The 23,638-nt window shown below is 55.7% G+C and carries 24 protein-coding genes; 5 read left to right on the forward strand and 19 right to left on the reverse strand.

Annotation, left to right across the window (positions count from 1 at the left end; genetic code table 11):
- Positions 1–3: 3 nt before the first annotated feature.
- The 3 genes from EDF82_RS16430 to EDF82_RS16440 are packed head-to-tail and all read right to left on the reverse strand — an operon-like array spanning position 4 to position 3,276.
- Complete coding sequence (locus EDF82_RS16430) at positions 4–1,947, reverse strand: FUSC family protein (protein ID WP_123756590.1); 1,944 nt, start codon at positions 1,945–1,947, stop codon at positions 4–6.
- Positions 1,948–1,956: 9 nt separating this feature from the next.
- Entirely contained in the window at positions 1,957–2,985 is a 1,029-nt protein-coding gene (gene mdtN, locus EDF82_RS16435) for a multidrug transporter subunit MdtN (protein ID WP_123756591.1), read from the reverse strand.
- Positions 2,986–3,003: 18 nt separating this feature from the next.
- Positions 3,004–3,276, reverse strand: a complete 273-nt coding sequence (locus tag EDF82_RS16440; protein ID WP_123756592.1) for a YtcA family lipoprotein — start codon at positions 3,274–3,276, stop codon at positions 3,004–3,006.
- Positions 3,277–3,559: 283 nt separating this feature from the next.
- Between EDF82_RS16440 and yjdI the strand changes: the two genes are divergently transcribed.
- The gene (gene yjdI, locus EDF82_RS16445) at positions 3,560–3,790 is read left to right on the forward strand and encodes a 4Fe-4S mono-cluster protein YjdI (RefSeq protein ID WP_123756593.1); all 231 of its coding nucleotides are present in this window, start codon (positions 3,560–3,562) and stop codon (positions 3,788–3,790) included.
- Between the two features lie 11 nt (positions 3,791–3,801).
- Positions 3,802–4,074: a GNAT family N-acetyltransferase gene (locus EDF82_RS16450; protein ID WP_004867312.1), complete on the forward strand. Its 273-nt coding sequence runs from the start codon at positions 3,802–3,804 to the stop codon at positions 4,072–4,074.
- 63 nt (positions 4,075–4,137) lie between these two features.
- Here the strand turns inward: EDF82_RS16450 and EDF82_RS16455 are convergent, their stop codons facing one another.
- On the reverse strand, positions 4,138–5,376 hold the full coding sequence (locus tag EDF82_RS16455; RefSeq protein ID WP_123756594.1) for an MFS transporter: 1,239 nt from the start codon (positions 5,374–5,376) through the stop codon (positions 4,138–4,140).
- A 265-nt stretch (positions 5,377–5,641) separates the two neighbouring features.
- Between EDF82_RS16455 and alaE the strand changes: the two genes are divergently transcribed.
- From alaE to EDF82_RS16470, 3 genes are all read left to right on the forward strand, one after another.
- A complete protein-coding gene (gene alaE, locus EDF82_RS16460) occupies positions 5,642–6,103 on the forward strand; it encodes an L-alanine exporter AlaE (protein WP_123756595.1) in 462 nt (153 codons plus the stop codon).
- A 186-nt stretch (positions 6,104–6,289) separates the two neighbouring features.
- Positions 6,290–7,009 carry a DUF6088 family protein gene (locus tag EDF82_RS16465; protein WP_123756596.1) on the forward strand — a complete coding sequence of 240 codons (720 nt, stop codon included), beginning with the start codon at positions 6,290–6,292 and terminating at the stop codon, positions 7,007–7,009.
- A complete protein-coding gene (locus EDF82_RS16470) occupies positions 7,006–7,980 on the forward strand; it encodes a nucleotidyl transferase AbiEii/AbiGii toxin family protein (RefSeq protein WP_123756597.1) in 975 nt (324 codons plus the stop codon). The genes EDF82_RS16465 and EDF82_RS16470 overlap by 4 nt, the downstream gene beginning before the upstream one ends.
- Positions 7,981–8,231: 251 nt before the next feature.
- Here the strand turns inward: EDF82_RS16470 and EDF82_RS16475 are convergent, their stop codons facing one another.
- The 15 genes from EDF82_RS16475 to EDF82_RS16545 form a co-directional block, all read right to left on the reverse strand.
- Complete coding sequence (locus EDF82_RS16475) at positions 8,232–9,680, reverse strand: EAL domain-containing protein (RefSeq protein ID WP_370453890.1); 1,449 nt, start codon at positions 9,678–9,680, stop codon at positions 8,232–8,234.
- 28 nt (positions 9,681–9,708) lie between these two features.
- Positions 9,709–10,614 carry a fimbrial protein gene (locus EDF82_RS16480; protein ID WP_123756598.1) on the reverse strand — a complete coding sequence of 302 codons (906 nt, stop codon included), beginning with the start codon at positions 10,612–10,614 and terminating at the stop codon, positions 9,709–9,711.
- 17 nt (positions 10,615–10,631) lie between these two features.
- The gene (locus EDF82_RS16485) at positions 10,632–11,135 is read right to left on the reverse strand and encodes a fimbrial protein (protein WP_123756599.1); all 504 of its coding nucleotides are present in this window, start codon (positions 11,133–11,135) and stop codon (positions 10,632–10,634) included.
- Positions 11,136–11,147: 12 nt separating this feature from the next.
- The gene (locus EDF82_RS16490) at positions 11,148–11,675 is read right to left on the reverse strand and encodes a fimbrial protein (protein WP_195723695.1); all 528 of its coding nucleotides are present in this window, start codon (positions 11,673–11,675) and stop codon (positions 11,148–11,150) included.
- 12 nt (positions 11,676–11,687) lie between these two features.
- Positions 11,688–14,324: a fimbrial biogenesis usher protein gene (locus EDF82_RS16495; RefSeq protein WP_123756601.1), complete on the reverse strand. Its 2,637-nt coding sequence runs from the start codon at positions 14,322–14,324 to the stop codon at positions 11,688–11,690.
- 74 nt (positions 14,325–14,398) lie between these two features.
- Entirely contained in the window at positions 14,399–15,124 is a 726-nt protein-coding gene (locus EDF82_RS16500; RefSeq protein ID WP_123756602.1) for a fimbria/pilus periplasmic chaperone, read from the reverse strand.
- Between the two features lie 34 nt (positions 15,125–15,158).
- Positions 15,159–15,698, reverse strand: a complete 540-nt coding sequence (locus EDF82_RS16505; protein ID WP_123756603.1) for a fimbrial protein — start codon at positions 15,696–15,698, stop codon at positions 15,159–15,161.
- 72 nt (positions 15,699–15,770) lie between these two features.
- Positions 15,771–16,319, reverse strand: coding sequence for a type 1 fimbrial major subunit FimA (gene fimA, locus EDF82_RS16510; RefSeq protein ID WP_123756604.1), 549 nt, complete (start codon positions 16,317–16,319; stop codon positions 15,771–15,773).
- Between the two features lie 494 nt (positions 16,320–16,813).
- Positions 16,814–17,410 (reverse strand): type 1 fimbria switch DNA invertase FimE, encoded by a 597-nt coding sequence (fimE, locus tag EDF82_RS16515; protein WP_123756605.1) that lies wholly within the window; start codon positions 17,408–17,410, stop codon positions 16,814–16,816.
- Between the two features lie 482 nt (positions 17,411–17,892).
- The gene (locus EDF82_RS16520; protein ID WP_123756606.1) at positions 17,893–18,498 is read right to left on the reverse strand and encodes a tyrosine-type DNA invertase; all 606 of its coding nucleotides are present in this window, start codon (positions 18,496–18,498) and stop codon (positions 17,893–17,895) included.
- A 995-nt stretch (positions 18,499–19,493) separates the two neighbouring features.
- Complete coding sequence (locus tag EDF82_RS16525; protein ID WP_123756607.1) at positions 19,494–19,739, reverse strand: hypothetical protein; 246 nt, start codon at positions 19,737–19,739, stop codon at positions 19,494–19,496.
- A gap of 193 nt (positions 19,740–19,932) precedes the next feature.
- A complete protein-coding gene (locus EDF82_RS16530) occupies positions 19,933–21,204 on the reverse strand; it encodes an MFS transporter (protein ID WP_123756608.1) in 1,272 nt (423 codons plus the stop codon).
- 187 nt (positions 21,205–21,391) lie between these two features.
- Positions 21,392–21,886 (reverse strand): flavin reductase, encoded by a 495-nt coding sequence (locus EDF82_RS16535; RefSeq protein ID WP_123756609.1) that lies wholly within the window; start codon positions 21,884–21,886, stop codon positions 21,392–21,394.
- Positions 21,887–21,897: 11 nt separating this feature from the next.
- Positions 21,898–22,866, reverse strand: coding sequence for a PDR/VanB family oxidoreductase (locus EDF82_RS16540; protein WP_123756610.1), 969 nt, complete (start codon positions 22,864–22,866; stop codon positions 21,898–21,900).
- Positions 22,867–22,890: 24 nt separating this feature from the next.
- A complete protein-coding gene (locus EDF82_RS16545) occupies positions 22,891–23,631 on the reverse strand; it encodes an SDR family NAD(P)-dependent oxidoreductase (protein WP_123756611.1) in 741 nt (246 codons plus the stop codon).
- Positions 23,632–23,638 lie beyond the last annotated feature (7 nt).

The raw sequence follows: 23,638 nt of genomic DNA on the forward strand, positions 1-23,638 counted from the left end.
TTCTCATGACTTGTCTGCCTGTCGTGCAAGCGCTAAAGGAGGGGACGACCAGTCCGGTAAGGTCGTCAGCAAGGTGACCAGCGGCAGGCCAAAGGGATTGCGGCTATCCGGCCGGCACTGCGCGGGGAACCTCGGCGCGGGGCCTTGCTGTTCGATATCGCCGGCATAGGCGTCGAGCTGGCTGGCGCAGCGGCGCAGGAAATCATCCCCAGGCGCCGCGTACAGCCGGTAACCTTCACTGAGCCGTACGATCTCCTGAGCCTGAAGATAAGCCGCCTTGACCGGCCACATCTTCGCCTGTGGATACGGATGGGCCCAGGCATTGAGCGGCTCCGTCGCCACCCGATGGGTCAGGGTCTCTACCGCGCTCAGGGAGTGAAACAGCGGCACCAGTTTGACTTCGTCATCACGAGCGCGCAGGTACTCCGCCATCTGCCGGTAGAGCCGGGCCAGCCGGGATTTTAGCAGCGGGGCTTCGCTATCCGGCCACAGATAGAGATGAACAATCGATGAGACCAGCACCCCGAGCACGATGCCAATGACGCGGTCGCGCAGTTCGGTCAAATTGGTCAATGGTCCAAACCAGCTGAGAAACGCCAGCGAAAACGTAAAGCCTATCTGGATCCCGGCGTAGGCGATGCGCTCCGAACCCGCAGCGATCCACGCCGACAGCGCCATCACCGGCAGGGTCATCGCCAGCAGGCCAACAAGGGATTCGGTATGCGGCTGAACGAAGACAATCATCAGCAGCGCCAGCAGGGTTGCCAGCAGGGCACCGACGATCCGCAGCCACGTTTTCTGCAGGGTGGCACCGAGTCCCGGCTGGGCGACAATCACGCAGCTGAGCATAATGGTGTGGATGCCCTGCCAGTCGGCGGCGGTATAAAAAACGTAGCACAGCAGCGTGGCCAGCAGCGTTTTGAGCGCGAAGTGCAGATAGGCCGGGTTCGACCAGGCATCGGGCAGCAGCAGGGGGGCTTTTTCGGTTTCCCCGGCCGGCAGCGGGATCGTCTCTCCGCGCGCCAGCCTGGTTAGCGTGGCGGCCATTTCCTGCAAAATCACACGGTTTGCCGTCTCCGGCGCCGCGAGCTCCGGCGGGGCGTCGGGCAGGGTGCTGACGTCCAGGTGCTGTGCCAGCGTCAGCAACTGAGCGGAAAGCTGCTGGCGGGCGGCGGCATGGTCCTCTCCCGGTTGCAGCAATGCGGTCAGGTGATAGCAGTGAATGGTGGCGGCCATCAGGGATTGCCAGGCCTGCGGGTCGGCGGCAATCTCGGGGCTGGAGCGGCTCGCCTGGTGATACAGCGATTGCAGCCGGGCGAACTGTTCGGCGATGGCGGTAAAGGTCGGCGCGTCCTGGGGGCCGCCGTTTTGTACCACCTGCGCGGCTACCTGGCGCAGCAGAACCACGATCTGCGCTTTGAACTGATAGCCGGGCAAAGCCTGCTGGAAACAGGCATTAACCAGCAAGGTGACCACGATGGCGAGGTTAATGACCACCCACAGCCACAGCAGCAGCCGCACCAGAATCTCGCTCTGGCTGGTCATCGACGGGAAGGTCTGGGCGTAGATCACCACCAGCGCCACCACGAAGAAGGCCAGCCCCAGTTTGCCCAGCACCCGCATCAGGTAGATCGCGCAGAAAAACAGGCCCACCGAGATAACGAGGCGGATCAGCGGGTAATCGTAGGTCCATTTGATGATCAGCAGCACGCAGCCCAGCGCGATGCTGACGGTCAGGAAAAAGACCACGCTCACCAGTTTGATCATCAGCACGTTGGGCTGACTGACGTAAAACACCACGATCAGCGCTACGGCTAAAAAGGGAATCTGCAGGGTCATAAACAGGGCAATCAGTACCGCGCAACTGAGCGTCAGGCGCAGGGTGTAGTTCGCCCGCCCGGGTTGATCGCTCAGTTCCCGTTTCAGAAATGTCCAGACAGGCTGCATCTTGCGTCCCTATCGCGGCTGAAGCACGGCGCTGGCGGAAGCGCCCATGCGGAAGAGTTCAGGGTCCGGATCCTTAACGGCGATTTTGACCGGGAAACGCTGTGAGACGTGGACCCAGTTGATGCTCTTCTGAATAATCGGCAGCCCTTCAATGACGCTGCCGCCTTCCGGCAGCACGCCGGAGCCGACGGAATCGACCACGCCGGCGAACGATTTATCATGATTGGTCATGATGGTGACCCTGGCCGGTACGCCTGGGCGGACGTTTTTAAGGTCGGTTTCGCGGAAGTTGGCGATGACATACCAGCGATCGTCATCCATCAGGGTAAACACCGGTTTTAACGCCGAGGCGTACTGACCCACGGTGGTTTTCAGCGCCACCACCACGCCGTTGAAGGGGGCGCGGACTTCGGTAAATTCAAGATGCAGTTCCGCCAGCGCGATCTGCGCCAGGATCCCCGCCCGCTGGGCGACCATCGCATCAACGCCGGTCACCGCGGCGGCGGCCTGTTTCGCCTGCAACAGCGTGGCTTCCAGTTCTGCGCGGGCGGCTTTTTCAGCGGTTCGCGCCTGGTCGAGATCTTCCTGTGAGGCAAAGCCCTGAGGCACCAGTGGTTCAAGCCGGGTGCGCGACGAGGTGGTCTGCTTCACCAGCGCTTTCGCGCGCTCGACGGCGGCGGCCACCGACTGGGCGTTGTATTCCTGAGCCTTAATCGTGCGTCGGGTGAGCATGATTTGCGCGTCCAGCGTCGTCAGGCGGGCCCGGGCATCTTCCAGCATGGCCTGATACGGGCGCGGATCGAGGCGAAACAGCAGATCGCCTTTCTTCACCCGCTGGTTGTCGCGAATTGGCATCTCGACAATGCGCCCGCTGACCTCCGGTACCACATCGATGGTGTCGGTATAGACATAGGCATCGTTGGTCGCCGGCGAGGTCTGGAGCTGCCAGATAACCACCATGAGCGCGACGATCGCCGCGAGAACGAGGGTCAGCAACGGCCATTTTTTGCGTAATACGCTGGGGCTGGAGTTTGTCATAGGGGCTTAGTACACAACTTAGTACACAAAGAACAGGAACCACAGGATCGTGGCGAACAGGAACATCAGGGCCAGGTAGCTGAATATCAGCGGCGAGAACCTCGCCTGCCAGCCTTGACGAACGATCAGGATATGGCAGGGAATGAGTAAAAACAGGCCGCCTAATAAACAGAAAAACCAGCCGGGGAAGGCCGCACCGAATACCGGAATCGCTGGTGATAATGAACAACCAGAGAGAAAAACAGGCTGGAATAATAGTGCCAGACGCACCGGTTTTACTTGATGATTCAAAGGAGAAGTCCCGAATACTCACGCCATAGTGAAATGAGTTTAATCGCCCTTTTGCGGAAATAATAGTGCCTCAGCACTTCCCTCTGCTTATTGAGGGGGAATGTCGGGGCGATGCATGAAATAGAGCGACCAGGATAAGATGATAATTAAATCATTTATTTTGCATCAATACGCTAAGTCTTAACGATATATACATTAGGGATTCGCCATTTCCCCATAGCGGCGGCGGTTTGGCAGGGCTATGCTTAGCACCTGAACAATAAAAAAATAATGAGGCAATGTCATGGATAAGGAACTACTGGAAGCTGGCTATCGGGCCTATACCGGAGAGAAGATAGATGTCTACTTCAACACGGACATCTGTCAGCACTCGGGAAACTGCGTGCGCGGTAGTGCAAAGCTCTTTAACCTCAAGCGTAAGCCGTGGATCATCCCGGACGAAGTGGATGTCGCCACCGTCGTACGGGTGATCGATACCTGCCCGAGCGGCGCCCTGAAATATTGCCAAAAATAAGTGAGGAAATAGTGGAGATACTGGAAGGTCATAACAAGTTTTACGTCAATGATGCGGCGGGGAATCAGGTTGCCGAAATTGTTTTTGTCCCCACCGGCGAGCATCTCAGCATTATTGAACATACCGACGTTGACGAGAGCCTGAAAGGTCAGGGGGTAGGCAAACAGCTGGTGGCGAAGGTGGTGGAAAAAATGCGCGGCGAGCAGCGAAAAATTATCCCGCTGTGCCCGTTTGCCAAACATGAGTTTGATAACACCCGCGAGTATGACGATATCCGCGCCTGAAATAAAAGCACCGGCTTAAACCGGTGCTCTATTTTGTCTGATGTAAATCGTATCTACCGCAAATCAGGTGGATCCCTCATTTTCCAGCTTCTGCCTTTTACGCAGATGCGGGAAAATAGTCATCCAGATGGCCACTACCACCAGGGTTCCAATTCCGCCAAGCGCTGCTGCCGGTACGGCGCCCATCCATGCGGCTAACAGGCCAGATTCAAACTCGCCAAGCTGGTTTGAGGTATTGATGAAGATAGCGTTCACCGCATTCACGCGACCGCGCATATCATCCGGCGTATCCAACTGCACCAGCGCACCGCGAATGACCATGCTCACCATATCGAACCCGCCGAGCGCGGCCAGCGCCAGCAGGGAAAGCCACAGCCGCTCAGAAAGCGCAAATACCAGCGTTGCCAGGCCAAAGCCGGCCACTGAGGCGAACATGATCAGGCCAACGTTTTTCTCCAGCTTGTGGCGGCTGAGCCAGATGCCTACCAACAACGCACCAACCGATGGGGCTCCGCGCAGCATCCCCAGGCCCCAGGGGCCAGTATGCAAAATATCCTGCGCGAAGATCGGTAACAGCGCGGTTGCCCCGCCGAGGAGGACGGCAAACAGATCGAGCGAGATCACGCCCAGGACATCTTTTCGTTCGCGGATAAAATGCACGCCGGCAAACAGGTTGGTGAGGTTCATGGGCAGGCGGGTTTGCGGCGGTCGCTCGTAGCGCAGTCGGCTAACCAGCACAATCGAGAACAAATAGAACAGCGCCGATACGCCATACACCACCTCCGGGCCCGCCACGTACAGCAGGCCGCCAAGCGTTGGGCCGATAATCACCGCCGCCTGTCCGCCGACGGAACTGGCCGCCATCGCCCGCGCAAGGATCGGCGGCGGCACCAGCGCCGGTAGCATTGAGGTGATGGCCGGCCACTCCAGCGCTTTTGCCACCGAGATTAAAAAGACCAGCCCCCAAATTTCAATCTTGTCCGCCCAATGCAGCAGCGTCAGCGCAACCAGCCCGAGTAATGCAACCCACTCAATGAATTGACCAAGTAGCACAATCCGCCGACGATCGAACTGATCCGCAAGGTGCCCGGCAGGGAGTGCCAGCAGGACGGAAGGTAAGAATTGCATCAGACCGATCATCCCGAGCGCCAGCGCGCTGTGGGTGATGGCATAAATTTGCCAGCTAATGGCAACCGAAAACATCTGAAAACCAAACGATGAACAGGTGCGCGCCAGCCAAAAGGTGACGAACGGCCTGTGCCGCAGCAGTGAATCTTCTGCCGCGGATACCTGTGAACCCATAGTCTTATCCCATTAAAAGCCCATATTCCGGCCGGCATCGTGGTACCGGCCTGGTAAAAAGTCCGTCAGGAACTTTCTTTTTTTATCGTCTGACAAGGTGCGATATCTTGTTCATTCGGGCAATGGCAAGGTGTGCGTTTCGCATTAATAAATCGCCGCCTCACCGGTCGCAGCCACGCAGTTGAGGAATACCCGTGTGCTATAGTTTTAGGCTTATCTGCGGATGCGTTGGTGTTTTGCCACCACGCCACGACAGGAAAACCATTTGCTTCAACGCCAGCAACAGAAGATGCGTCGGACTGCATTTTTGGCAGATACCGTTGCGCTGATCCTCTTTTTCACGACAACCGGCATCATTAATGAACGCCTGATCGCCGGCATGACGTGGGAGCAGGTCTTCCATGCCCGCCTGCTGGGGGCGGCGCTGATGGTTCCGGTGGCCAGACCTTACGGCGTATGGCGTGACTGGGTAATGAGGCGTGCCGGTGAGAGTCGAATGTCTACGCTGTTTTGGGATAGCGTGGCGCTTGTCAGTTTTCAGGTTCCCATCTATGCATTGATCATTGCTTTCAGCGGAGCCTCGGGAAGCGGATTGCTTCGAGGCACGCTCGGCGCCGCCTTGATGATGCTTTTGCTGGGGCGCCCTTATGGCGCATTTCTTAACTGGGTTCGCAAGTTGTTCGGCTTACCTCCAGGAGGAAGTAAGCCGATGTCGTTGGACAGCTGAGTCAGTGGGGGCGTCAGGGCGGAGATGGTAAAACTTAACGCAAGTTTGTCTGCCGAGTAGAGGCAATCCAACATCACTGTAATTGCAAGTGTTTGGTTTTTTTATTCATTAAATGTCATGTTTTTCTTCGTAAAAACTTTACCATTAATTTGATAGATGTAGAATGATTAACAGGAGGTAAATGATATGAAGATTAAACCATTGGTTGAGAAAGAAATAACTAGATTTGAACCAGGTAAAGTTTTTACGTATAGAGATTTAACTCCATATCTTTCAAATCCTGAAACGACAGTGAAAGCGGTCAGTCGGCTGGTGAAGAATGGCGACATTAAGCGATTCGCTAAAGGTCAGTTTTACCGGCCGAGGAAAGGGATGTTTGGCGAAATGCAGCTAAGTGATACTGAAAAGCTGAAAACCTTCATGTTTCAAGACGGAGAGCGAAGAGGGTATGTCACGGGAACGGGTCTCTATAACCGACTAGGGCTGACTACTCAGGTCCCCAAAACAATCACTATCGCCAGTGACAAATCTCCACAGCGCAAGAATCTGGGCACCGTTGAAGTAAAACTAGTGAAAGCGAAAGCGCCTGTTTCAGAATCCAACAGGGAATACCTTGAGATTCTCGATGTACTTTCCAATATTAAGAAAATACCGGACAGCACCCCGTCAGAAGTCTTGAAAGTGATAGCGAATAAGCTAAATAATATCGAAAAAAATGGCCTTTATAAAATTGTTAATTTGGCAGGTTTTTATTCGCCGGTAACACGGGCTTTGTTGGGACTATTGATAGCGGAGACTAATAAAATTTTGGCCGAGAATCTCAAAGTTCAGCTTAATCCGACTACCCGCTATCGGGTTGGGTTGGACAGTTACTGGGATAAGGCAGATGAATGGAATATTGAATGAATCTTCATCACGACCGGGAAGCATTCCTCGAGTTGATTAACCGGACAGCAGAGTATTTTGAGATACCAGAGGTTTATGTCGAGAAAGATTACTGGGTTACGCGGATCCTTCTCCAGCTAAGCCAATCGGAGTTCAGGGATGATTTTATTTTTAAAGGTGGAACGGCACTGTCGAAGGTCTTTGGTCTGATTCAAAGGTTTTCAGAAGATGTTGATCTGGCTATGTTTAACCCTCGGGGGCTGAGTGGTCACCAGGTAAAAAAACGCATGAAAGCTGCTGAGCGGACGATCTCTGCCGGGTTGACCTATGTTGAAAGACCTGATGAATCCAAAGGAAGTCAGTTTCGGAAAGTCTATTATGAGTTTCCACGAATTGTTGATGGTGAGTTTGGTCACGCCTCCGATGTTATTCTACTGGAAACAAACAGTTTTACCTCACCGGAACCTTTTTCACTTATGCCTGCTGAATCGCTGATTGCTGAATTCGTCATGAAAGGACAGCTTGCCGACGGTGATGAGATTATCATCCGCTACGGTCTGGAAAAATTTGAGGTCAACGTTCTCGATATCAAACGAACGGTCGTGGAAAAAATAGTAGGGCTGGTCAGAGCCTCGAGTGTTGAAGAGCCAGAACAGGCATTAGCTAATAAAATTCGTCATATCTATGATCTGTGCCTGATTAAACGTGATGCAAGATACAGTCAGTTTTATTCTTCTGATGACCTTCAGGATATGATTGATATTGTTATTCAGGCCGACAGAGAGCAGTTCAGCAATGCAGGAAACTGGCTTGACCAACCCCTGCATGAAAGTGTGCTTTTCGCCCGCCCCAGTGAAACATGGGACAGTATCAGGGGTGTTTTTTACGGTGTATTCTCTGAACTGGTTTACGATGGCGATCTTCCCTCTGATGAGGAAGTTATCGGGTTACTTTCTTCAGTAGCCGGCCTGCTTCATAGAAGGCGTGACTGAAACGGTGGTTATATAGTTTTTACTGTATTAGTTCAAAGATGAACAGATACGGCTATAAAGGCACATCATTTGACTACGGTTCTATCCACTAATATGTGACTTTACGCTTCCTCCTTTGGCTCCAGGAAAACAGGCTAGGGGATCCGGAGTCACGTTGACCTGTACTCCAGAATTAATGGCACCCATTACTACGTAGCGTATTCACGCCACGTAGCCGTCTCACCATTAAGGCATTCGGCCTCTATGGCGAACTATCCGGCAATGCTGGTGGGAAACCGTCCTGTAGAAAAACGCTGGATAAGATCGGTCAGATTATCACCCGTTACCGGCGGCGAGAGCAGGTAGCCCTGAAAACGATCGATGCCCTGGGCCTTCAGGATATTGAATTTCTCCAGGCTATCGACTCCTTCGGCAATGCAGCGGCTACCGGAGAGCTGGCAGTAATAGATCAGGCTTTTGATCAACGCCAGGGCGTGCGGGTCACGCGCCAGATCGTTGATAATGCTGATATCCAGTTTGTACTCATCAAAGCGCACGGTTCGAACCGGAAACATTACGCTGCTTTGTGAAAAGCAGTCGTCGAGCATGATACAAAAGCCCAGCTGCTGTAAGCGGCTAATATTCTCACCGGTTTTGCCGTGGCGGCTGAGATCGATGGTTTCGGCAAATTCCAGTACCAGCCGTTTGCCCCACTGCGGTTCATGTAACTGCTGACGCGCCGCCTCCATCATGCGGACAATATTGCTATTGTTGGCGATGACCGGCGGGACGTTTACCGCAAAGTAAAACTCCCCTGAGTGCTGATTGATGTTCTGCACTGCCTCCTGCAAGACAAAAGCGGTGAGCAACAGCCAGGCATATTCTGAGCGGATCTGCGGCAGAAACTTGCCCGGCAGCAGCACTTCACCGTGGCGCCGCCAGCGTGACAGAACCTCGATGCCCTGCAGCATTAAACGCTCGTCGGTGATGGGCTGGAATACCGGAAAAATGTGCCGGCAGTGAATCGCATGAACAAACTCACGCTCGAACGCAGAAAGCGCGGCGACACTGCCGGCCTTTTGTCCTTTGGTCTGGCTGCCGGGAAAGCGGCTCGCCAGATGTGGATGATGTTCCACCATCTTCTTCAGTCCTGAACTTCGCTGGGTATAGAGGGTTTTATGGCTGAGCCCCCGCCGTTGCGCCTGACTATTGATGCTATCTCCCTGCAGCCAGTCCAGCGCGGTAGTCAGCTCTGGCTTACTGATGCCGCAGGTCGGCGCGCCGCCGGTCGCCATCTCCCGCGCCGCCAGCTGTTCCAGCAGAGGGTAGCCCGCAGATGGGGAATGGTTGAGGAGCTCCGCCAGTTGCTGGCAGGGTAAATCGGCGGCGGCGGCCTGTACCGCGGCCAGGTAACGCGCCTTGCCGACCTGATGCAATAGCGTGTGCCACAGCCAGTTTGCCGGACTGCGGCTGAGGATCAGCATCGGTAGCGCCACGGCGCGATGTTTCAGGAGCTGCGCCGCCTGGCGCAGAGTAAGCAGTAACCAGAACGGATCGTCGGGCAAAAATACCACCACGCGCCGGACGCTGACCCGCTCGGGAATGAGCCGCGCCTCATGGCGCTGGGGAAACAGCCGACGGGGCTGGCGCAGGCTGCCGTCGTCCATCAACGCGGACAGCCCCTCGGCGGCGATCGTGCAAGGCGAGAGAATATAGTCCACCGGCGGGGAAACCTGTGCCACGCTGCCGCTATTGATAGACAAATGTCACCCCAATAATGGACTGCACGTTGCCTGCCGTGACCTGGCCGGTGGTGCGCGCGTAGGTCGCGGTTAACCCCAGATTGACCGCTGACGTCCCGACGGTTCCCAGAGACACCGTGCTGTTGGCCGGAACAACGCTGCCGTTACGGGTCATCTGCACGCCAATGCCCTGGGCGGGCGAGGCTGACGCGGTATTGCTGAAGATGGAGTTCGCCGCATCGGCGGTGGTGCCGGAGAGGTAATAGCCGAGATTCTGGTTCTGCGCGCAGTACACCGTGACCGGCACCGCCATCGAGCCGGGGTATTCCGGGAGCGTCACCGTCACGTCGCGGGCGGAGACATCGCAGCCGCCGGTGGGGACCACCACATCGTTGTTGGCGTAGATATTCCACACGAACTGATATGAGTCGCCGTTGTAGTTGTTGGTCTGGTGCAGAATCAACACCGCAATCAGCGAACCGGAGGTGATCGCCACGCCGCCGGCGGTGCTGATTGGCGTCAGATAGAGCACGGTTGGCCACGGTTTATCGGTGGTGGAATCATAGATAACCCGGGCGGTTTCCGTGGTGGTCGGGAACGGATAGGTGGTGCCGTTATATCTTACCGTACCGGTAAAGCTCGACAGTACGCCGCCGTAAGCGGAGCCGCGCTGCAGGGTCACGTAGTCGGTAATGGTCTGCGGATAGTCGTTGTGGCAGAAAATTTGTGATGACAGATCAACCACCAGGTTTTGCCCGACGTCGACCGCCGGCGTCAGGTTGACGTAGACGTTGGCGCTACCGCCGCCGATGGGGATCGTCGCCCCGGCCGCGGTTTTGCAGGCGAAGGACCAGGCATTGACTGACCAGCCCAACAGCAGCAGCGTGGTGAACAGGGTTAAGACTTTTTTCATCAACTTACTCTCCTGACTCAGGCGTAGGTGTAGGTGACACTGATCACCGCCTGAATGGTTCCCTGGGTGGCGCCGCCGTTGACCGTCAAGGCTCTGACCTGCAGCGGGAAACGGGCGGACTGGGTGGTGTCATCAACCTGCACCGATTTGGTGGCGCCGTTGTTGAGGGTAGTGCCGCCGTCATCCTGCAATTCCAGCTGGATATTGCCCGCGGTCCCCTGGTTCTTGTAATACCCGGTGGCGTCCGCGGTGCCGCTAAAGCTGGCGGTGACTCTGGAAGTGCCCACCGGGCAGTTGCTCAGGTCGAGCGCCACGCTGTGCCAGGCCGAAGCGGCACCGGCAGACACCAGGCTGAAGGTATACAGATCGCCAAGCTCCACGGTGGCCTGGGTCGTCGATACCGTACAGGGCCTGGCGACCACTTTGCCGTTCACGGTGATCGTGATGTCGGCCGCCTGCAATGGGGAGACGGCCAGTGCCAGCACGCAGGCCAGCAGCCATCCTCGGGGAGTCCCGTTCATCTCAACCTCCGGTTACTGAAATTCCAGCGTAAATGTCGCTGTGGCGTTGACGTGCCCGGCGGTGACCGGGACCTGGGTGGCCATCAGACGCGCGTAAAAGTTCAGGGTATTGGTCTGCCCTGGCGTCAGGGTGGTCCAGGCGATCGCCGTCGAGGCGGCGTTGAGCGGCAGCATCGTCTGGTTGGTGTCGAGGATCTGGATCCCCATTCCCGCCGCCGCGGACGTGCCGCTGTCCAGCTTTAACAAACTGGTGTTGCTGGTATCCGCCACGCCGGTGAACCCCACCTTGACGGCGGTCACCGAGCTGCCGCACGGCGACAGCACGATGCGAAACGGCACCACCGGCGTGGTCGCGCCGATGGCGTTGAACTGCTTCGCGGCGTTATCCATCAGGTCGACGGTAAAATCTTTCGATTCTCCCGCCACCGCGCAGGCGTTATCCCGGACGTAGCCGTTGATGGTAATGGTGCTGTCGGCGGCGAACGCGTGGGGGAGGGTAAACGACAGCATCGCCCCCAGCAGATACAGTGATTTAGTCATCATCATTCTTCCTTAGCGGCAGACCGCGGAGAGCTGGCTCAGCGCCTGCAGCTGGCTCTCTGGCGGCAGGCGGTACTCGGCCACGCAGCTGGCGTCGGCGCCTTCACCCCATTTCACCTGTACTTTTCCGGCCAGCGGCATACCGCTCATATAGACCTGACCGTTATCGGCGACGATGCTGCCGCTCTGGTTATCCACCGAGGTCACCATGGCGCCGAAAGGTACCGGCTTGCCGTTGCGGGTCAGGGTCATCAGCAGCTTCATCCCGACGTGGGCTTTAAATTCGGCACGCACGATGGCGCCATGGGTCGGCACCACGCTGACCACCGCGTCATCGAGGTCGACGTTGTCGGCCAGGGTGTTGGTGTCCAGCGCCACCCGGTTCTCACGGTATTCGGTGGCGTAAGGCAGCACCGCATAGCCGCGCCAGTCGGTGCGCACCCCGGTCTGGTTTTCGACTTTCACGTTGTCCGCTCCCGGCGCCTTAATCAGCACCACCGTGTCGTTCAGCGGCTGGCTTAAGGTGACGCCGTTGCGATGGGCAAGCACGCCGCCGCTCAGGCCGTAATACAGTTGCTTCAGGCCATCGCTGTGGCTGTACCCGACGTTGGCGTTGCCGTAGCCGCCGCGGTAGTTCAGCGCGGCATAACCGGTGGCGCCGCTGTCGCCGTTGCCGCCGCCGGCATACCCGGTCTGCATGCTGTAGCTGAGGTTGTTGTCCTCCAGCAGCGTGCCGTACAGGCCGGCCAGGTTGGTCATCCGGCCATCGAGGTCGTGCGACATGCTGTAGCTGGCGCTGGCATGGCGCCACACGGAGGTGCTGTCGGAGCGCATCCAGTGGCTGAACGGAATGTTGACGTTGACCGCCAGCATCTGATCGCGGCCATCCTGCCAGGCGTTTTTGGTGACGCTGTAGCTCAGGGTCCAGTTGATATCGTTGACCGCCGCATTAAGCCCGGCCTGCAGCTGCTCGTCGGCTTTACCGGTGCCCCAGTAGCTCTGGTGGCTGCCGCTCAGATAAAGCGTGGCGGTGCGTCCGAGCTGCTGCGTCAGGCTGACCTGCACTTTGCCGCGCTTGCTGTAGGCAAGGTTGTAGTAATCGGTGTACTTAGGCTTCACCTGGATAACGCCATCCTGCGTCTCCACGTCATAGCCGCTCATCCGGTTATAGGTGGTATCGGCAAAGCTAAAATAGCCGCGCGTGGAGTAGCGGTAGCCGACCAGCTGAATGTTGGTGCCCACCTCGGTGAGCGATTTGTTATAGAGGAAGCGCAGCGATTGTCCCTGGTGTTCGCTGTCGTCGGGCAGTTTGGCATTGGCCTGGGTGACGTCCAGCGACACGGCGCCGAGTTCACCCATATTTTTCCCCACCCCAAGGTTAAACGCCCGGTAGCGGTCCGCCAGCTGGGTCCCGCCGTACAGCGTCCATCCTGCCGGCAAGCCGTGGAGCAGCGTGCCCTGGAAGAATTTCGGTTTATCCTGCTGGTCGTTGCCGCTACGGTACTCCCCGGCGGTCAGGGCGAAGCGCGTATGGCCCTCACGTTGCAGCACCGGCACCGTTGACCAGGGAACGGAGAACACCTGAAGGCTGCCGTCGGCCTCTTTCACCGTGACCTGCAGATCGCCCCCGTTGCCGGCGGCATAGAGATCGTTAATGGTGAATGGCCCAGGCGGCACGGTGCTCTGGTAAATCTCATAGCCGTTCTGGCGAATGGAGACCTGGGCGGTGCCGCGGGCAATACCGTGGATCACCGGGGCAAAGCCCTTTTGGCTGTCCGGCAGCATATTGTCGTCCGAGGCCAGCTGCGCCCCGCGAAAGTTAATCCCGTCAAAAACGTCGCCATTGGTGTAGCTGTCGCCCATCGTCAGGCGCGAGCGCAGAGGCACAATGTCCCGCTCCAGCCAGCTGTTGACGTGCTGCCATTTATTCTCATTGCTCGCGGAGCTGCCGCCGGTGCTGTAGCTCCAGGTGGTGTTGTCCCGCAGACGCCAGGCTCCGAGGTTGAGGCCGCTTTGCAGGTTCAGATAGGCGTACTGGCTGCTGCCGCCGATGGAGTTGCGCACGTTGTTACCGGTGAAGTTGTAATTCAGCAGCCCGGCATTGATCCCGTCATCCCACAGTTCCGGTGGGATATAGCCGCGCGCGCGGTTGCCCATAAACGCCTGCGGAACGGTCAGGTACAGGCGCTGGGAGCCGACGTCAAAACGGCTGGTGGCATCCTTGATTAACTCCGCCATCGGCACGCAGGCATCGGCGGCCAGGGTGTTCATCCCGGTAACGGCGGCGGTGTTGACCCCCATGCTGGCAAGCTGTCCGCGGGTCAGGCAGGGGGCGAGGCCGTGCTGGTTCTCCGCACGATTAAAGGTGACATCGCGGGTGGTCATAAACCCATTATTCAGATAGATATCGACGCGATAGGTGCCCGGCGGCACCTCCTGTCCCTGTTCGAATCCCGACAGGTCCGCCACGGCGGCAGGATCGTCGGCGAGAAAACGCGGGTTAAAGTAGAGTTCCGCCTGCGCGGAAAAAGCTGGCAGGGCCAGCAAAAGGGCAATAGGGAACCGGGCAAATAGGCGAACCGACCCTGGGGCACCCTGCCGCGTACGCTGGATGCCCAAACGGTCCAGTCCATATTTCAGATGTGACATAGTCCCTCCGGTCCGTAGTCGCCCGGCTGTCAGTTCTTATTATCATTCAGGGGAGAACGCTGGTTTCCCCGGAGTTATTGCAGTGCGCCCTTCATCCGTGGGGTCAGTGCGCCATAGTCGTTGATGGTCCGGTAGGTGATATCGCGACCCGCATCGGCCGGGATTTTTACCGAGGTTTCACCCATCGGCGGGACCAGCGCGTTTTCCAGCACCCGCGTACCGGCATTGAGTTCGGTGACCGTCAGGTAGTAAGGCGTCGGGTTAATTAGCGTGAGGGCCGTGGCGCTGCGGCGAAACGTCAGTTTCTCCGGGGCCTGATCCGGCGACAGCGTCAGTTTTGCCGGGCGATAGTAGAGCTTGATGCGGCTAATAATCGCCAGCTGCAGCGTGTTATCGCTGAGCTTTGATTTATCCATCGAAGGGATGGCTTTGACGTTCATCCAGAACAGGCTTTCCCGATCTTTCGGCAGCTTGTCGTTGGTGGCATCAATAATGCGTAAGGTGTTCTCTTTTTTACCCTGCATGGCGAACAGCGGCGGGGTTATTACAAACTGCCCGTCTTTTTGCCCCTCGGCATTTTCGACCCATGACTGAATCAGATAGGTGCTGCTGTCATCATTATTCGTCACCGCCAGCTGGACCTGTTTCTGTCCGGCCGGATAGATCACCCGGGTTGCCCCCAGCGCTACGCCAGCTTCGGCTTGTGCAGTGAAACCTGCCGTGGCGACCATCAATAAGCTCGCCAGCAGATAGCGCGTCATCCCCAGTGTTTTTCTCACGTTTTCCCCTTTTATACTCACCGTTGTGTCCTGCATCCGGTATGCCCGCCGTTATTTACTGATAGGTCAGAGAGAACCAGGCCTGAGCATTGGCGGCTCCGCCGGTCACCTGATGGCCGGTCGCACGATATTTCGCGACAAAATGCAGCGTTGTTGGCCCGACATACAGTCGTGACCAGGCGCTGGCCGGTGCGTTAAGCGGAATCAGGCGATCTTCTCTATCAAACAGCGCAATACCGATTCCGGTGGCGATGCCGGGGCCTTCACCCACCGAAAGCACGTCTGGATTTTTACCGTCCGCCACGCCGTGAAAAGCGACGCCGACGCGTTGGCTGACGGCGGTGCTGCAGTCCTGAAGATGGATATCGAAAGGCACGGGGTCGGTATCTTCCCCGGCAGAATGAAGGCGATTGCTGCTGATCTGCCCCATATTGACCGTCAACTGCTGGTCTCCTGCTTCAACCCGGCAGGATTCCGCAATAATGACTCCCTGAAAACGCATGTTTCCGCCAGGGAGCGTGACGTTCCAGTGGTTTCCTGCCACGGCGAGTGGCGGCAGCAGCAGTAGCAACAGTGCTGATTTCATTCCTGGCATCGCTATCACTCCAGTCCTGTCGTAGATAACGGGCCATCCTGGCCCGAACCGCATCCTTGCCTGATGAGTGAATTACTCGTATTGCACTTTGAAGGTGGCGTCTGCGTTAGCAGTACCGGCAGTTGCTGCACCGGTTGCGTAGTAGCGTGCCTGGAAAGGAATGATGTTGGTACCGTCGTTCAGGGTGGTCGCTGCACCGAAGGTAGCGCCATCCAGAGCCAGCGGAGTACCAGTGCTGTCGAGGATCTGTACACCTACGTTAGTAGCGCCGCCAGCTGCGGAGTTCTGCAGTGCCAGTACGGTGGTGTTGGTGCTGTCTACAGCCGTCCCGGAGAAGGCAACGGAAGCTTTGGTTGCTACGGTGGTGTCGCAATCATCCAGCTGGATGTTGAAACCTACCGCTGAGCTGGTGCTCCCTGCTGTAGCGAGTCTGGCTGAACGGACCTGGCCCAGTTGAACGGTCTGATCGATAGAGCCGGCATCTACGGCACAGGCAGCGTTAACCACTTCCCCTTTGAAATGCACTGTACCGCCGTTAACCGTAGTGGTATCAGCCAGAGCCGCTGCAGAGCTCAGGGACAGGGCTGACAGAACAACGATTGCCAGTGTTTTGATTTTCATGGTGTTTTCCTTTAAACAAAGTCGATATTACGAACCGAAATTGGCAGTCGTAGTGCCTTCCAGGCATTCCATATATCAGCCGAATGGTTCGACTGCCGGCTCTGCACAGTTTTTCCCCAACTGATGAGTCAATTGGGGCCATTTTGACTCATTGAAATAAAATTCTTATTGAGGTCTTTGATTACTGTGTGATTAGTTATTCATGTTGGTTTTTGTGTTTTTGTGGTGTTATCGGCTGAATTTTTGCGTGGGGGAGAGCAAGATAATCGGCGGGGTCAGAAAGGATGATATGGCAGAACGGCGGAATGGATGAGTGAATAAGTAAAATCTATCAGAGGTAAAATATGATGATAATCAGTTAGATAATATTAATTTCTTAGAATTAACGTACTTGTTAGTTGCAAAAGTTTGCAAAACATTTTTATGATATAAACAGTTTGGCCCCAATTGACTTGTTCATTTCTAAAAATATCCTTATTTATCAGTTGTATAAACTACTTCTTTTGATCATAAGATTTTTCTTCCAGCAGGTTATTTCTTTCCCATAATCCGGCAAATCTCGCCGCATTACTGGCGGTGTAGCGCACCGTGTGTCGAATATTGCGATGACCCAGATAATCCTGAATCAAACGCGTATCGGTGCCTCTTTCCGCAAGTTCATAGCCACAGGCGTGGCGCAACATATGCGGATGGGTTTGGGTCGCGGTGCCCGCGTGCTCGCCGGCGCTGCGAATAATCCGATAGGCCTGCTGGCGGGAGAGCTGGGTTCCTCGGCGTGAAATAAAGATCGCACTGGTTTTCTGCGCGGCTTTCCAGCCGGCACGTACCTGACTCCAGCGTTCAATCGCTTCCAGTTCGTCAAATCGCAGGGGGTGAATGGTCGAAAATCCATTTTTCAGCCGGCGGACATTGATCCGTCCCTCAGTAAGATCCAGATCCCGATAGTGCAGGTCGAGAAGCTCACTGATACGCATACCATGGCGGAACGCCAGCAGTATCAGACAATAGTCCCGCTCTCCGGTGGGACCCTGCTGGGCAGCCAGCATCATCGCCTGAACTTCTTTGGCGGTAAGAAAACGACGTCGATTCACAATACATTGCTCCTGAAATTGATGAACGAAGGCGCCGCCCTGAAAGAAATCAGGGCGGCTAAAAAATAATCCGCAATGTTAAAGGTGTATTCAAAAAAACAAATGCTCACATTACATTTACACATAGTTAAAATATCGCCAGGCGATAAATCTTATTTTTATGGATTTTAGGTCATATCACAATAGCGTTAAGCGCAGCGAATGCCAGGTTCATAAAATTACAGGAGAAAAAGTTATGGGCGGCGAGGATTTAAACGGAAAATATAATGCTGAATGGTTTAATCCGACAATAAATAACGAATTGAAATCCTGGTTATTTACAAGGATATCACTTGTCGGGCTATTATGAATGAAACCAGAACTTGCGGGAACAATAATCTTAATTAACGCATGGTTAATATTTGCTAATGTTTTTAGTAACAGTTGCTCATTTTAACGCCATCCATGGCATCAGACTCTGAACCCCGTTGCTGAGACGGGTATCAACGCAAGAGGTTGTTGCGCTGCTTCTCTTTCTTATTGTCCCAGATGCCGTAAAAACGCCCGGCGTTGCTGGCGGTATACCAGACGGTATGACGGATATTGCGATGGCCGAGATAATCCTGAATAAGGCGGGTATCGATACCCATATTCGCCAGCGCAAATCCACATGAATGGCGGAGCATGTGGGGATGTATTTCAATGGTCAATCCGGCGTTATCTCCGGCAGTCGAAATAATCTGGTAAAACTGCTGGCGGGAGAGTGGATTGCCTTTGCGGGATAAAAACAGCCATTCGCTGTCAGCATCCGGATATGACCTGCGAATATCCAGCCAGACTTTTAACGCCTGAATTTCTTTATTTAATAACGGATGGGTCGTTGAAAACCCTTTTTTAAGTCGGCGGATGTAAATACATTTAGAGCGTAAATCAATATCCGAGATTTGCAGACGGCAAATTTCACTGGCGCGAAAACCATGAATAAAGCAGAGTAAGGTCAGGCAATAGTTACGTGCAGCGTGGACTCCGCTATTTGCTGCTTTGAGGAGCGACTCAATCTCGTTTTGAGTCAGGAAGTTCCTCTTCTTGATTTCAGCAGTACTCTTCATGTTATTCCCTTTTAATTGAAGGCATTCATTCCGTGTGGTCTTCGTTGCCAGGCCAGCGCGTTGATCAGTAGGTGTTGTTGAACATTTATTTTTCGTCATAGCGCGGTATGCTTTTATAACGGATAAAAGTTCCTCAGCATATATCATGCTGAACCGGGGACTCCGAATGCGGGCTGGTTTTAAACATGAAGCCTCTCCCTTCGTCGCGGGGGAATAACCTCATGTAATATTGTGATATAACGTTTTTTGTTAATAAATATTAATATTCGGGGAGGGTTCCATATTCTGCTCATCCTACATTCCTTCTGGTTATGCACTCCTGGAATACGGAGGCGCAGGGGGCGGGCGGCCCACTGAATATTGCATAAAGTGCGTCGCAGTATGGCAAAAACGATATGCCAGACCGGATAGCATTCACTGCATGACGATAACCGTGATTAAACCATACTGCAAAATTATGCCGGAGAATAGCAATAATAAACCTGAGGTATGTATTCCCGGGTGATATATGACTTAATTGTTGAGGTGTATCACGCCGGAATCCGGTACTTTTGCGAATCAGGATTGCTGGCTTATCTCGTTTTACTGGAGTGTTTAGAATGATGGGTTCTGGTGGCGGTGACAATATAATGTTGTTTAATATCAAATTGTTGCTGATTTGTTGTAAATGATTTCAGGAATTTTCAAACGTGTTTTTATTGTATTTTTGGTATGCGGAATTGAGGGGCGAAACAGGGGGCGGTAAGAGATGGGTTAAATATCTCCCGGCTTTCGTCGGACTGCGTCAAATAGCATACTTATGGCGCGAATAGTTGCCCACGAAATTATCCCGGCCAGCCATCGCGCGGAAATAAAAAGTCACTGAACGTAACCTATAGTAACGTATTTGTTGGCGGATATCGCCTGCTCCGTGGAGATTCTGTTTGAAGAATGTAAATCTTGACCTGCGTAATAGCAGGCGTGTTTACCACACACCTGCTGTTTTTGTCAGTGGATCACCACTTCTCGTCGCGGGCATCCTGACGACCGTCGCGGCGATTCTCGCGTTTGTCCTGACGGCAACCGGCATTGCTCTTGTTGTTGTCCCGGACGCATTGCTGCTTGGTATCACGTCCTTCCTCGCGAGAGTCCTGGCGGATATTTCGTGCGTCCTGGCGGTTATCGCTGCGGTAAGTTGCATGGGCTGACAGCGCTGGCAGCAACAGGGCTGCGGTGATCAGAGGAATAATAAACTTTTTCATATAAATTGCCTTTCTGATAAATCCAACATTCCAATATATAAAATAGAAGACGGTGCCATTGTGGCGTGGAACTATTTATCAGGTTCAGCAAAAAGTGCCGGCTTAATCATTGTTTTGTTTAAATTTAAATTTGAAGGCTGGGGGTTCAGAACGGGCAACATCCTTGTTGCACAGACCATCATGCCGATGGGTATTACAGGGCCGGTTGCCGCTGCGGGCGTGCGGTGGTGGGCTGGCGAATACTGAACAGCGCGACCAGCGCCAGTAATGCAAAGGCCAGCAGCATCAAGGCGACCGGGACGTAGCTGTCCCACTTGATTAAAAACGCCACCGCCAGCATCGGGCTAATCCCGCCGGAGATCACGGCGCCAATTTCATGGCCGAGCGCCAGACCGGTATAGCGCACTTCCACCGGGAACAGCTCCACCATCATGCACGGCTGGGCGGCAATCATCGCCCCGTGGCACACCGGCAGGGCCAGCAGCATCGCCAGCAGAATCGCCGGGAAGCTGTGCATTTGCAGGAGCCAGAAGAACGGAAACGCCACCAGGGCCATGCCAATCACGCCGATGTAATAGAGCGCTTTCCGGCCGATGCGATCTGACAACCAGCCCCAGGCGAGAATGGTGACAATCTCCACCGCCATAGCGATGGTCACCGCGGCAATCACCAGCCGGGTTTCAATGCCGATATGTTTGCAATAGACCACTGAGAAGGTGAAAAAGATATACACCGCGCCGTTTTCCGCCAGCCGCAAACCGATGGCCTGCAAAATGGCTTTCGGGTGATGTTTGAAGGCGCTACGTACCGGTAGCTGCGCGTCCTCGGACTGCTCTTTGCGGGCGACGAACTCGGCATTCTCCTCGATATTGCGCCGGATATAGACCCCCACCAGAAAGATAAACAGGCTCAGCAGGAACGGGATGCGCCACGCCCAGGCCAGTATATCTTCCTGGGGCAGCAACTGAACCAGATAGAACGCCAGCGACGAAAGGACAAAGCCGCCGGAAACGCCCACCTGACTCCAGGCGGTGTAGTAGCCCTTTTGATGTTCCGGGGCATTCTCGCTCAGCATCAGTACGCCGCCGCCCCATTCGCCGCCGGAGGCCACGCCCTGCACGAAACGCAGGGTAATCAGGGCGATGGGCGCCAGCACACCGATGTGCTCGTAGGTTGGCAACAGACCTATCAAAAAGGTGCTGGCCCCCATCAGCGTCAGGGTGATGATCAGGGTCATTTTGCGACTGTATTTATCTCCGAGATGGCCGAAGGCGATACCGCCCAGCGGCCTGGCGATAAAGCCAATGGCAAACCCCGAAAAGGCCAGGAAGGCGCCGAGCAGCGGGTCATCGGTGGCCGGGAAGAACAGCGGCCCGAACACCAGCGCTGCCGCCGTGCCGTAGAGAAAAAAGTCGTACCACTCAAGAGAGTTACCCAGAAAAGAACCGATAATCAATTTGCGCATTGATTGGGGTTTGCTTACCGGCGTATCGCTCGCAGTTCCAGACATCACATGTACTCCAGTGCAGGTGAAAAGAGGGCGCCGACGAGTCAGCACCTTGACGCCACCCAAAGGCGATGGGGAGGCGTAATGCGATAGGGTATTTTTTTGAGCCTGATGGACAGGCTCTTATGGGTTGTTATGCAAACACTTAGCGGTACGGTTGCGCGCTGAGGGTATGGAACTGACGGTTGAACCACACCAGTCCGTCGCCGGCCTGGTTGTGACGGATCTGTCGAACCTCACAATAAAACACGCTGTGGCTGCCCACTTCATGGCTGGTGGCGATCGTGCAGTCGACGTTGGCGACGGCAGACGCCAGCACCGGTGAACCGGTTTCCAGTGCCAGCCACTGGTCATGCAAAAAACGCTCCTCCGATCGCAGCTGGCTATTGGCGAAGATGCCGGAAAGATCCTGATGCTGAGCGGAGAGTACGTTCACGCACAGCACGCCGTTCTCTTTAAACTTGCTATGAGCGAACGAGGAGCGATTCATACAGACCAGCAGCGTGGGCGGCGAATCGGTGACGCTGCACACGGCCGAGGCGGTAAAACCAAAGCGGCCCGCCGGACCATCGGTAGTGATGATGGTGATGGCGCTGCCCAACTGCGCCATGGCATTACGGAAATCTGATGTCAGGTTCATAGCGGTATCCGTTATTTCAGTTTGACGTATTCGAAGCTTTCGATAACCAGCCGGGGAGTTCTGGCACGTGAACAGCACAGCAGGATCTGATCGTTATCTTCACGTTCTTCATCGGTTAAGTATTCGTCGCGGTGGTCCGGAACACCGCTACACACGTTGGCAAGGCAGGTTCCGCACACCCCCTGTTCGCAGGAGACTTTGACCTTGATCCCCGCCTTCTGCAGCGCGGCGACGATAGTCTCGTTCTCCTCGACGGTGACGGTTAAGCCCAGCTCCGGGACATCGACGTCAAAGCGGTCGCCGCCGGTTTCGACTTCACGATTGAAGTACTCCTGATGCAGGCGTTCCGGGGAATAGCCGTAGCCGCGCGCGGCATCGGATAGCCAGGCCATAAACCCTTCCGGACCACAGACATAAACATGCGCATCAGCATGGTGCGGCGCCAGCACGTCTTCGGGGCGGATCTTGTGCCCTTCGTCACTGATATGCAGATGGACATGTTGGCTGAAGTGGCAGTCCGCCAGCTCGTGCAAAAAGGCCATTCCCTCGCGGCTGTGCCCGCAATAATGCATCTCGAAGGGCTTGCCGGCGCGGAACAAGGCATCCGCCATGGCCAGCATCGGCGTAATGCCGATCCCGCCGCCTACCAGCAGGCTGCGGCTGGCGTCCATCGCCAGCGGGAACAGATTGCGCGGTGGGCTAATCGCCACTGTGGCGCCGACCTGCAGCCGATGCGCCGCCAGCGATCCGCCGCGCGAAGCCCGATCCTTCAGGATGCCCAGACGATACTGCTCCGGGTGATGCGGGCTGCTACACAGCGAATACTGGCGGACGATCTCCTCGCCGAGGTGGAGATCGATATGCGCCCCGGCGCTAAAGGCGGGCAGGGCGGTTCCGTCCAGCGAGGCCAGCGTCAGGACGACGACCTCGGTTCCCTGAATTTCGCGTTCTACGACGCGTACGGTCAGCGTTTCAACCATCTTTCTTCTCCACCCTGCAAGGGCTTAACGCATATAGATGCCGCCGTTGATATCCCAGGTCGCCCCGGTGATAAAGGTGGCGGAAGGGGCGGCCAGCAGCTCTACCGCGCGGGCGACCAGCAGCGGATCCCCCAGGCGTTTCATCGGGATCATCTCCAGCAGCGCCGGCATTTTTTCTTGCGGTACCGCCGCCCGCACCGACGGGAGATCCAGTGGGCCAGGTGCGATGGCGTTGACGCTGACGCCGGCGGCGCTTAGCGCGCGGGCGAACACTTTGGTCAGGGTCAGAATGCCGCCTTTCGACGCCGCGTAGTGGGCGCCGGAAGCGGTGCCGCCGTTTTGCCCCGCCAGCGAGGCGAGGTTGATAATGCTGCCCTGCTGACGCTCGCTAAAATAGCGGCCGACGGTCTGGCAGCCGAGAAACGTGCCCCGCAGGTTGGTGCTGGTGACGCTATCGAATTCTTCGACGCCGATCTCCATGATCGGCGTGGTCAGGGTGAGCGCGGCGTTATTCACCAGCACATCCAGCGCACCAAAGTGGCGGCACACCTGATCCAGCGCGGCCTGGAACTGCTTGGCTTCACGGATATCCAGCGCCAGCGGCAGCAGCCGCTGCTGGTCGGCGTCAATCTGTCGGGCGCTCTGGCGCGCGGCGTCGAGAGAGATATCGGCCATCGCAACCTGATAGCCCTGCTCCCAGAGATGGCGGCTGATGACCAGCCCAAGGCCGTTGGCCGCGCCGGTTACTAATACGGTTCTGTTCATTGCGGCC

The organism is Klebsiella sp. BIGb0399, assembly GCF_003752615.1.
Lineage (GTDB): Bacteria > Pseudomonadota > Gammaproteobacteria > Enterobacterales > Enterobacteriaceae > Klebsiella > Klebsiella lignicola.

Bases quoted from the DNA above. Each gene is read 5' to 3' on its own strand.
- EDF82_RS16430 (WP_123756590.1), bottom strand. From the start codon at position 1,947: ATGCAGCCTGTCTGGACATTTCTGAAACGGGAACTGAGCGATCAACCC.
- mdtN (WP_123756591.1), bottom strand. From the start codon at position 2,985: ATGACAAACTCCAGCCCCAGCGTATTACGCAAAAAATGGCCGTTGCTG.
- yjdI (WP_123756593.1), top strand. From the start codon at position 3,560: ATGGATAAGGAACTACTGGAAGCTGGCTATCGGGCCTATACCGGAGAG.
- EDF82_RS16455 (WP_123756594.1), bottom strand. From the start codon at position 5,376: ATGGGTTCACAGGTATCCGCGGCAGAAGATTCACTGCTGCGGCACAGG.
- EDF82_RS16465 (WP_123756596.1), top strand. From the start codon at position 6,290: ATGAAGATTAAACCATTGGTTGAGAAAGAAATAACTAGATTTGAACCA.
- EDF82_RS16470 (WP_123756597.1), top strand. From the start codon at position 7,006: ATGAATCTTCATCACGACCGGGAAGCATTCCTCGAGTTGATTAACCGG.
- EDF82_RS16480 (WP_123756598.1), bottom strand. From the start codon at position 10,614: ATGAAAAAAGTCTTAACCCTGTTCACCACGCTGCTGCTGTTGGGCTGG.
- EDF82_RS16485 (WP_123756599.1), bottom strand. From the start codon at position 11,135: ATGAACGGGACTCCCCGAGGATGGCTGCTGGCCTGCGTGCTGGCACTG.
- EDF82_RS16490 (WP_195723695.1), bottom strand. From the start codon at position 11,675: ATGACTAAATCACTGTATCTGCTGGGGGCGATGCTGTCGTTTACCCTC.
- EDF82_RS16495 (WP_123756601.1), bottom strand. From the start codon at position 14,324: ATGTCACATCTGAAATATGGACTGGACCGTTTGGGCATCCAGCGTACG.
- EDF82_RS16505 (WP_123756603.1), bottom strand. From the start codon at position 15,698: ATGCCAGGAATGAAATCAGCACTGTTGCTACTGCTGCTGCCGCCACTC.
- fimA (WP_123756604.1), bottom strand. From the start codon at position 16,319: ATGAAAATCAAAACACTGGCAATCGTTGTTCTGTCAGCCCTGTCCCTG.
- EDF82_RS16520 (WP_123756606.1), bottom strand. From the start codon at position 18,498: ATGAAGAGTACTGCTGAAATCAAGAAGAGGAACTTCCTGACTCAAAAC.
- EDF82_RS16525 (WP_123756607.1), bottom strand. From the start codon at position 19,739: ATGAAAAAGTTTATTATTCCTCTGATCACCGCAGCCCTGTTGCTGCCA.
- EDF82_RS16530 (WP_123756608.1), bottom strand. From the start codon at position 21,204: ATGCGCAAATTGATTATCGGTTCTTTTCTGGGTAACTCTCTTGAGTGG.
- EDF82_RS16535 (WP_123756609.1), bottom strand. From the start codon at position 21,886: ATGAACCTGACATCAGATTTCCGTAATGCCATGGCGCAGTTGGGCAGC.
- EDF82_RS16540 (WP_123756610.1), bottom strand. From the start codon at position 22,866: ATGGTTGAAACGCTGACCGTACGCGTCGTAGAACGCGAAATTCAGGGA.
- EDF82_RS16545 (WP_123756611.1), bottom strand. From the start codon at position 23,631: ATGAACAGAACCGTATTAGTAACCGGCGCGGCCAACGGCCTTGGGCTG.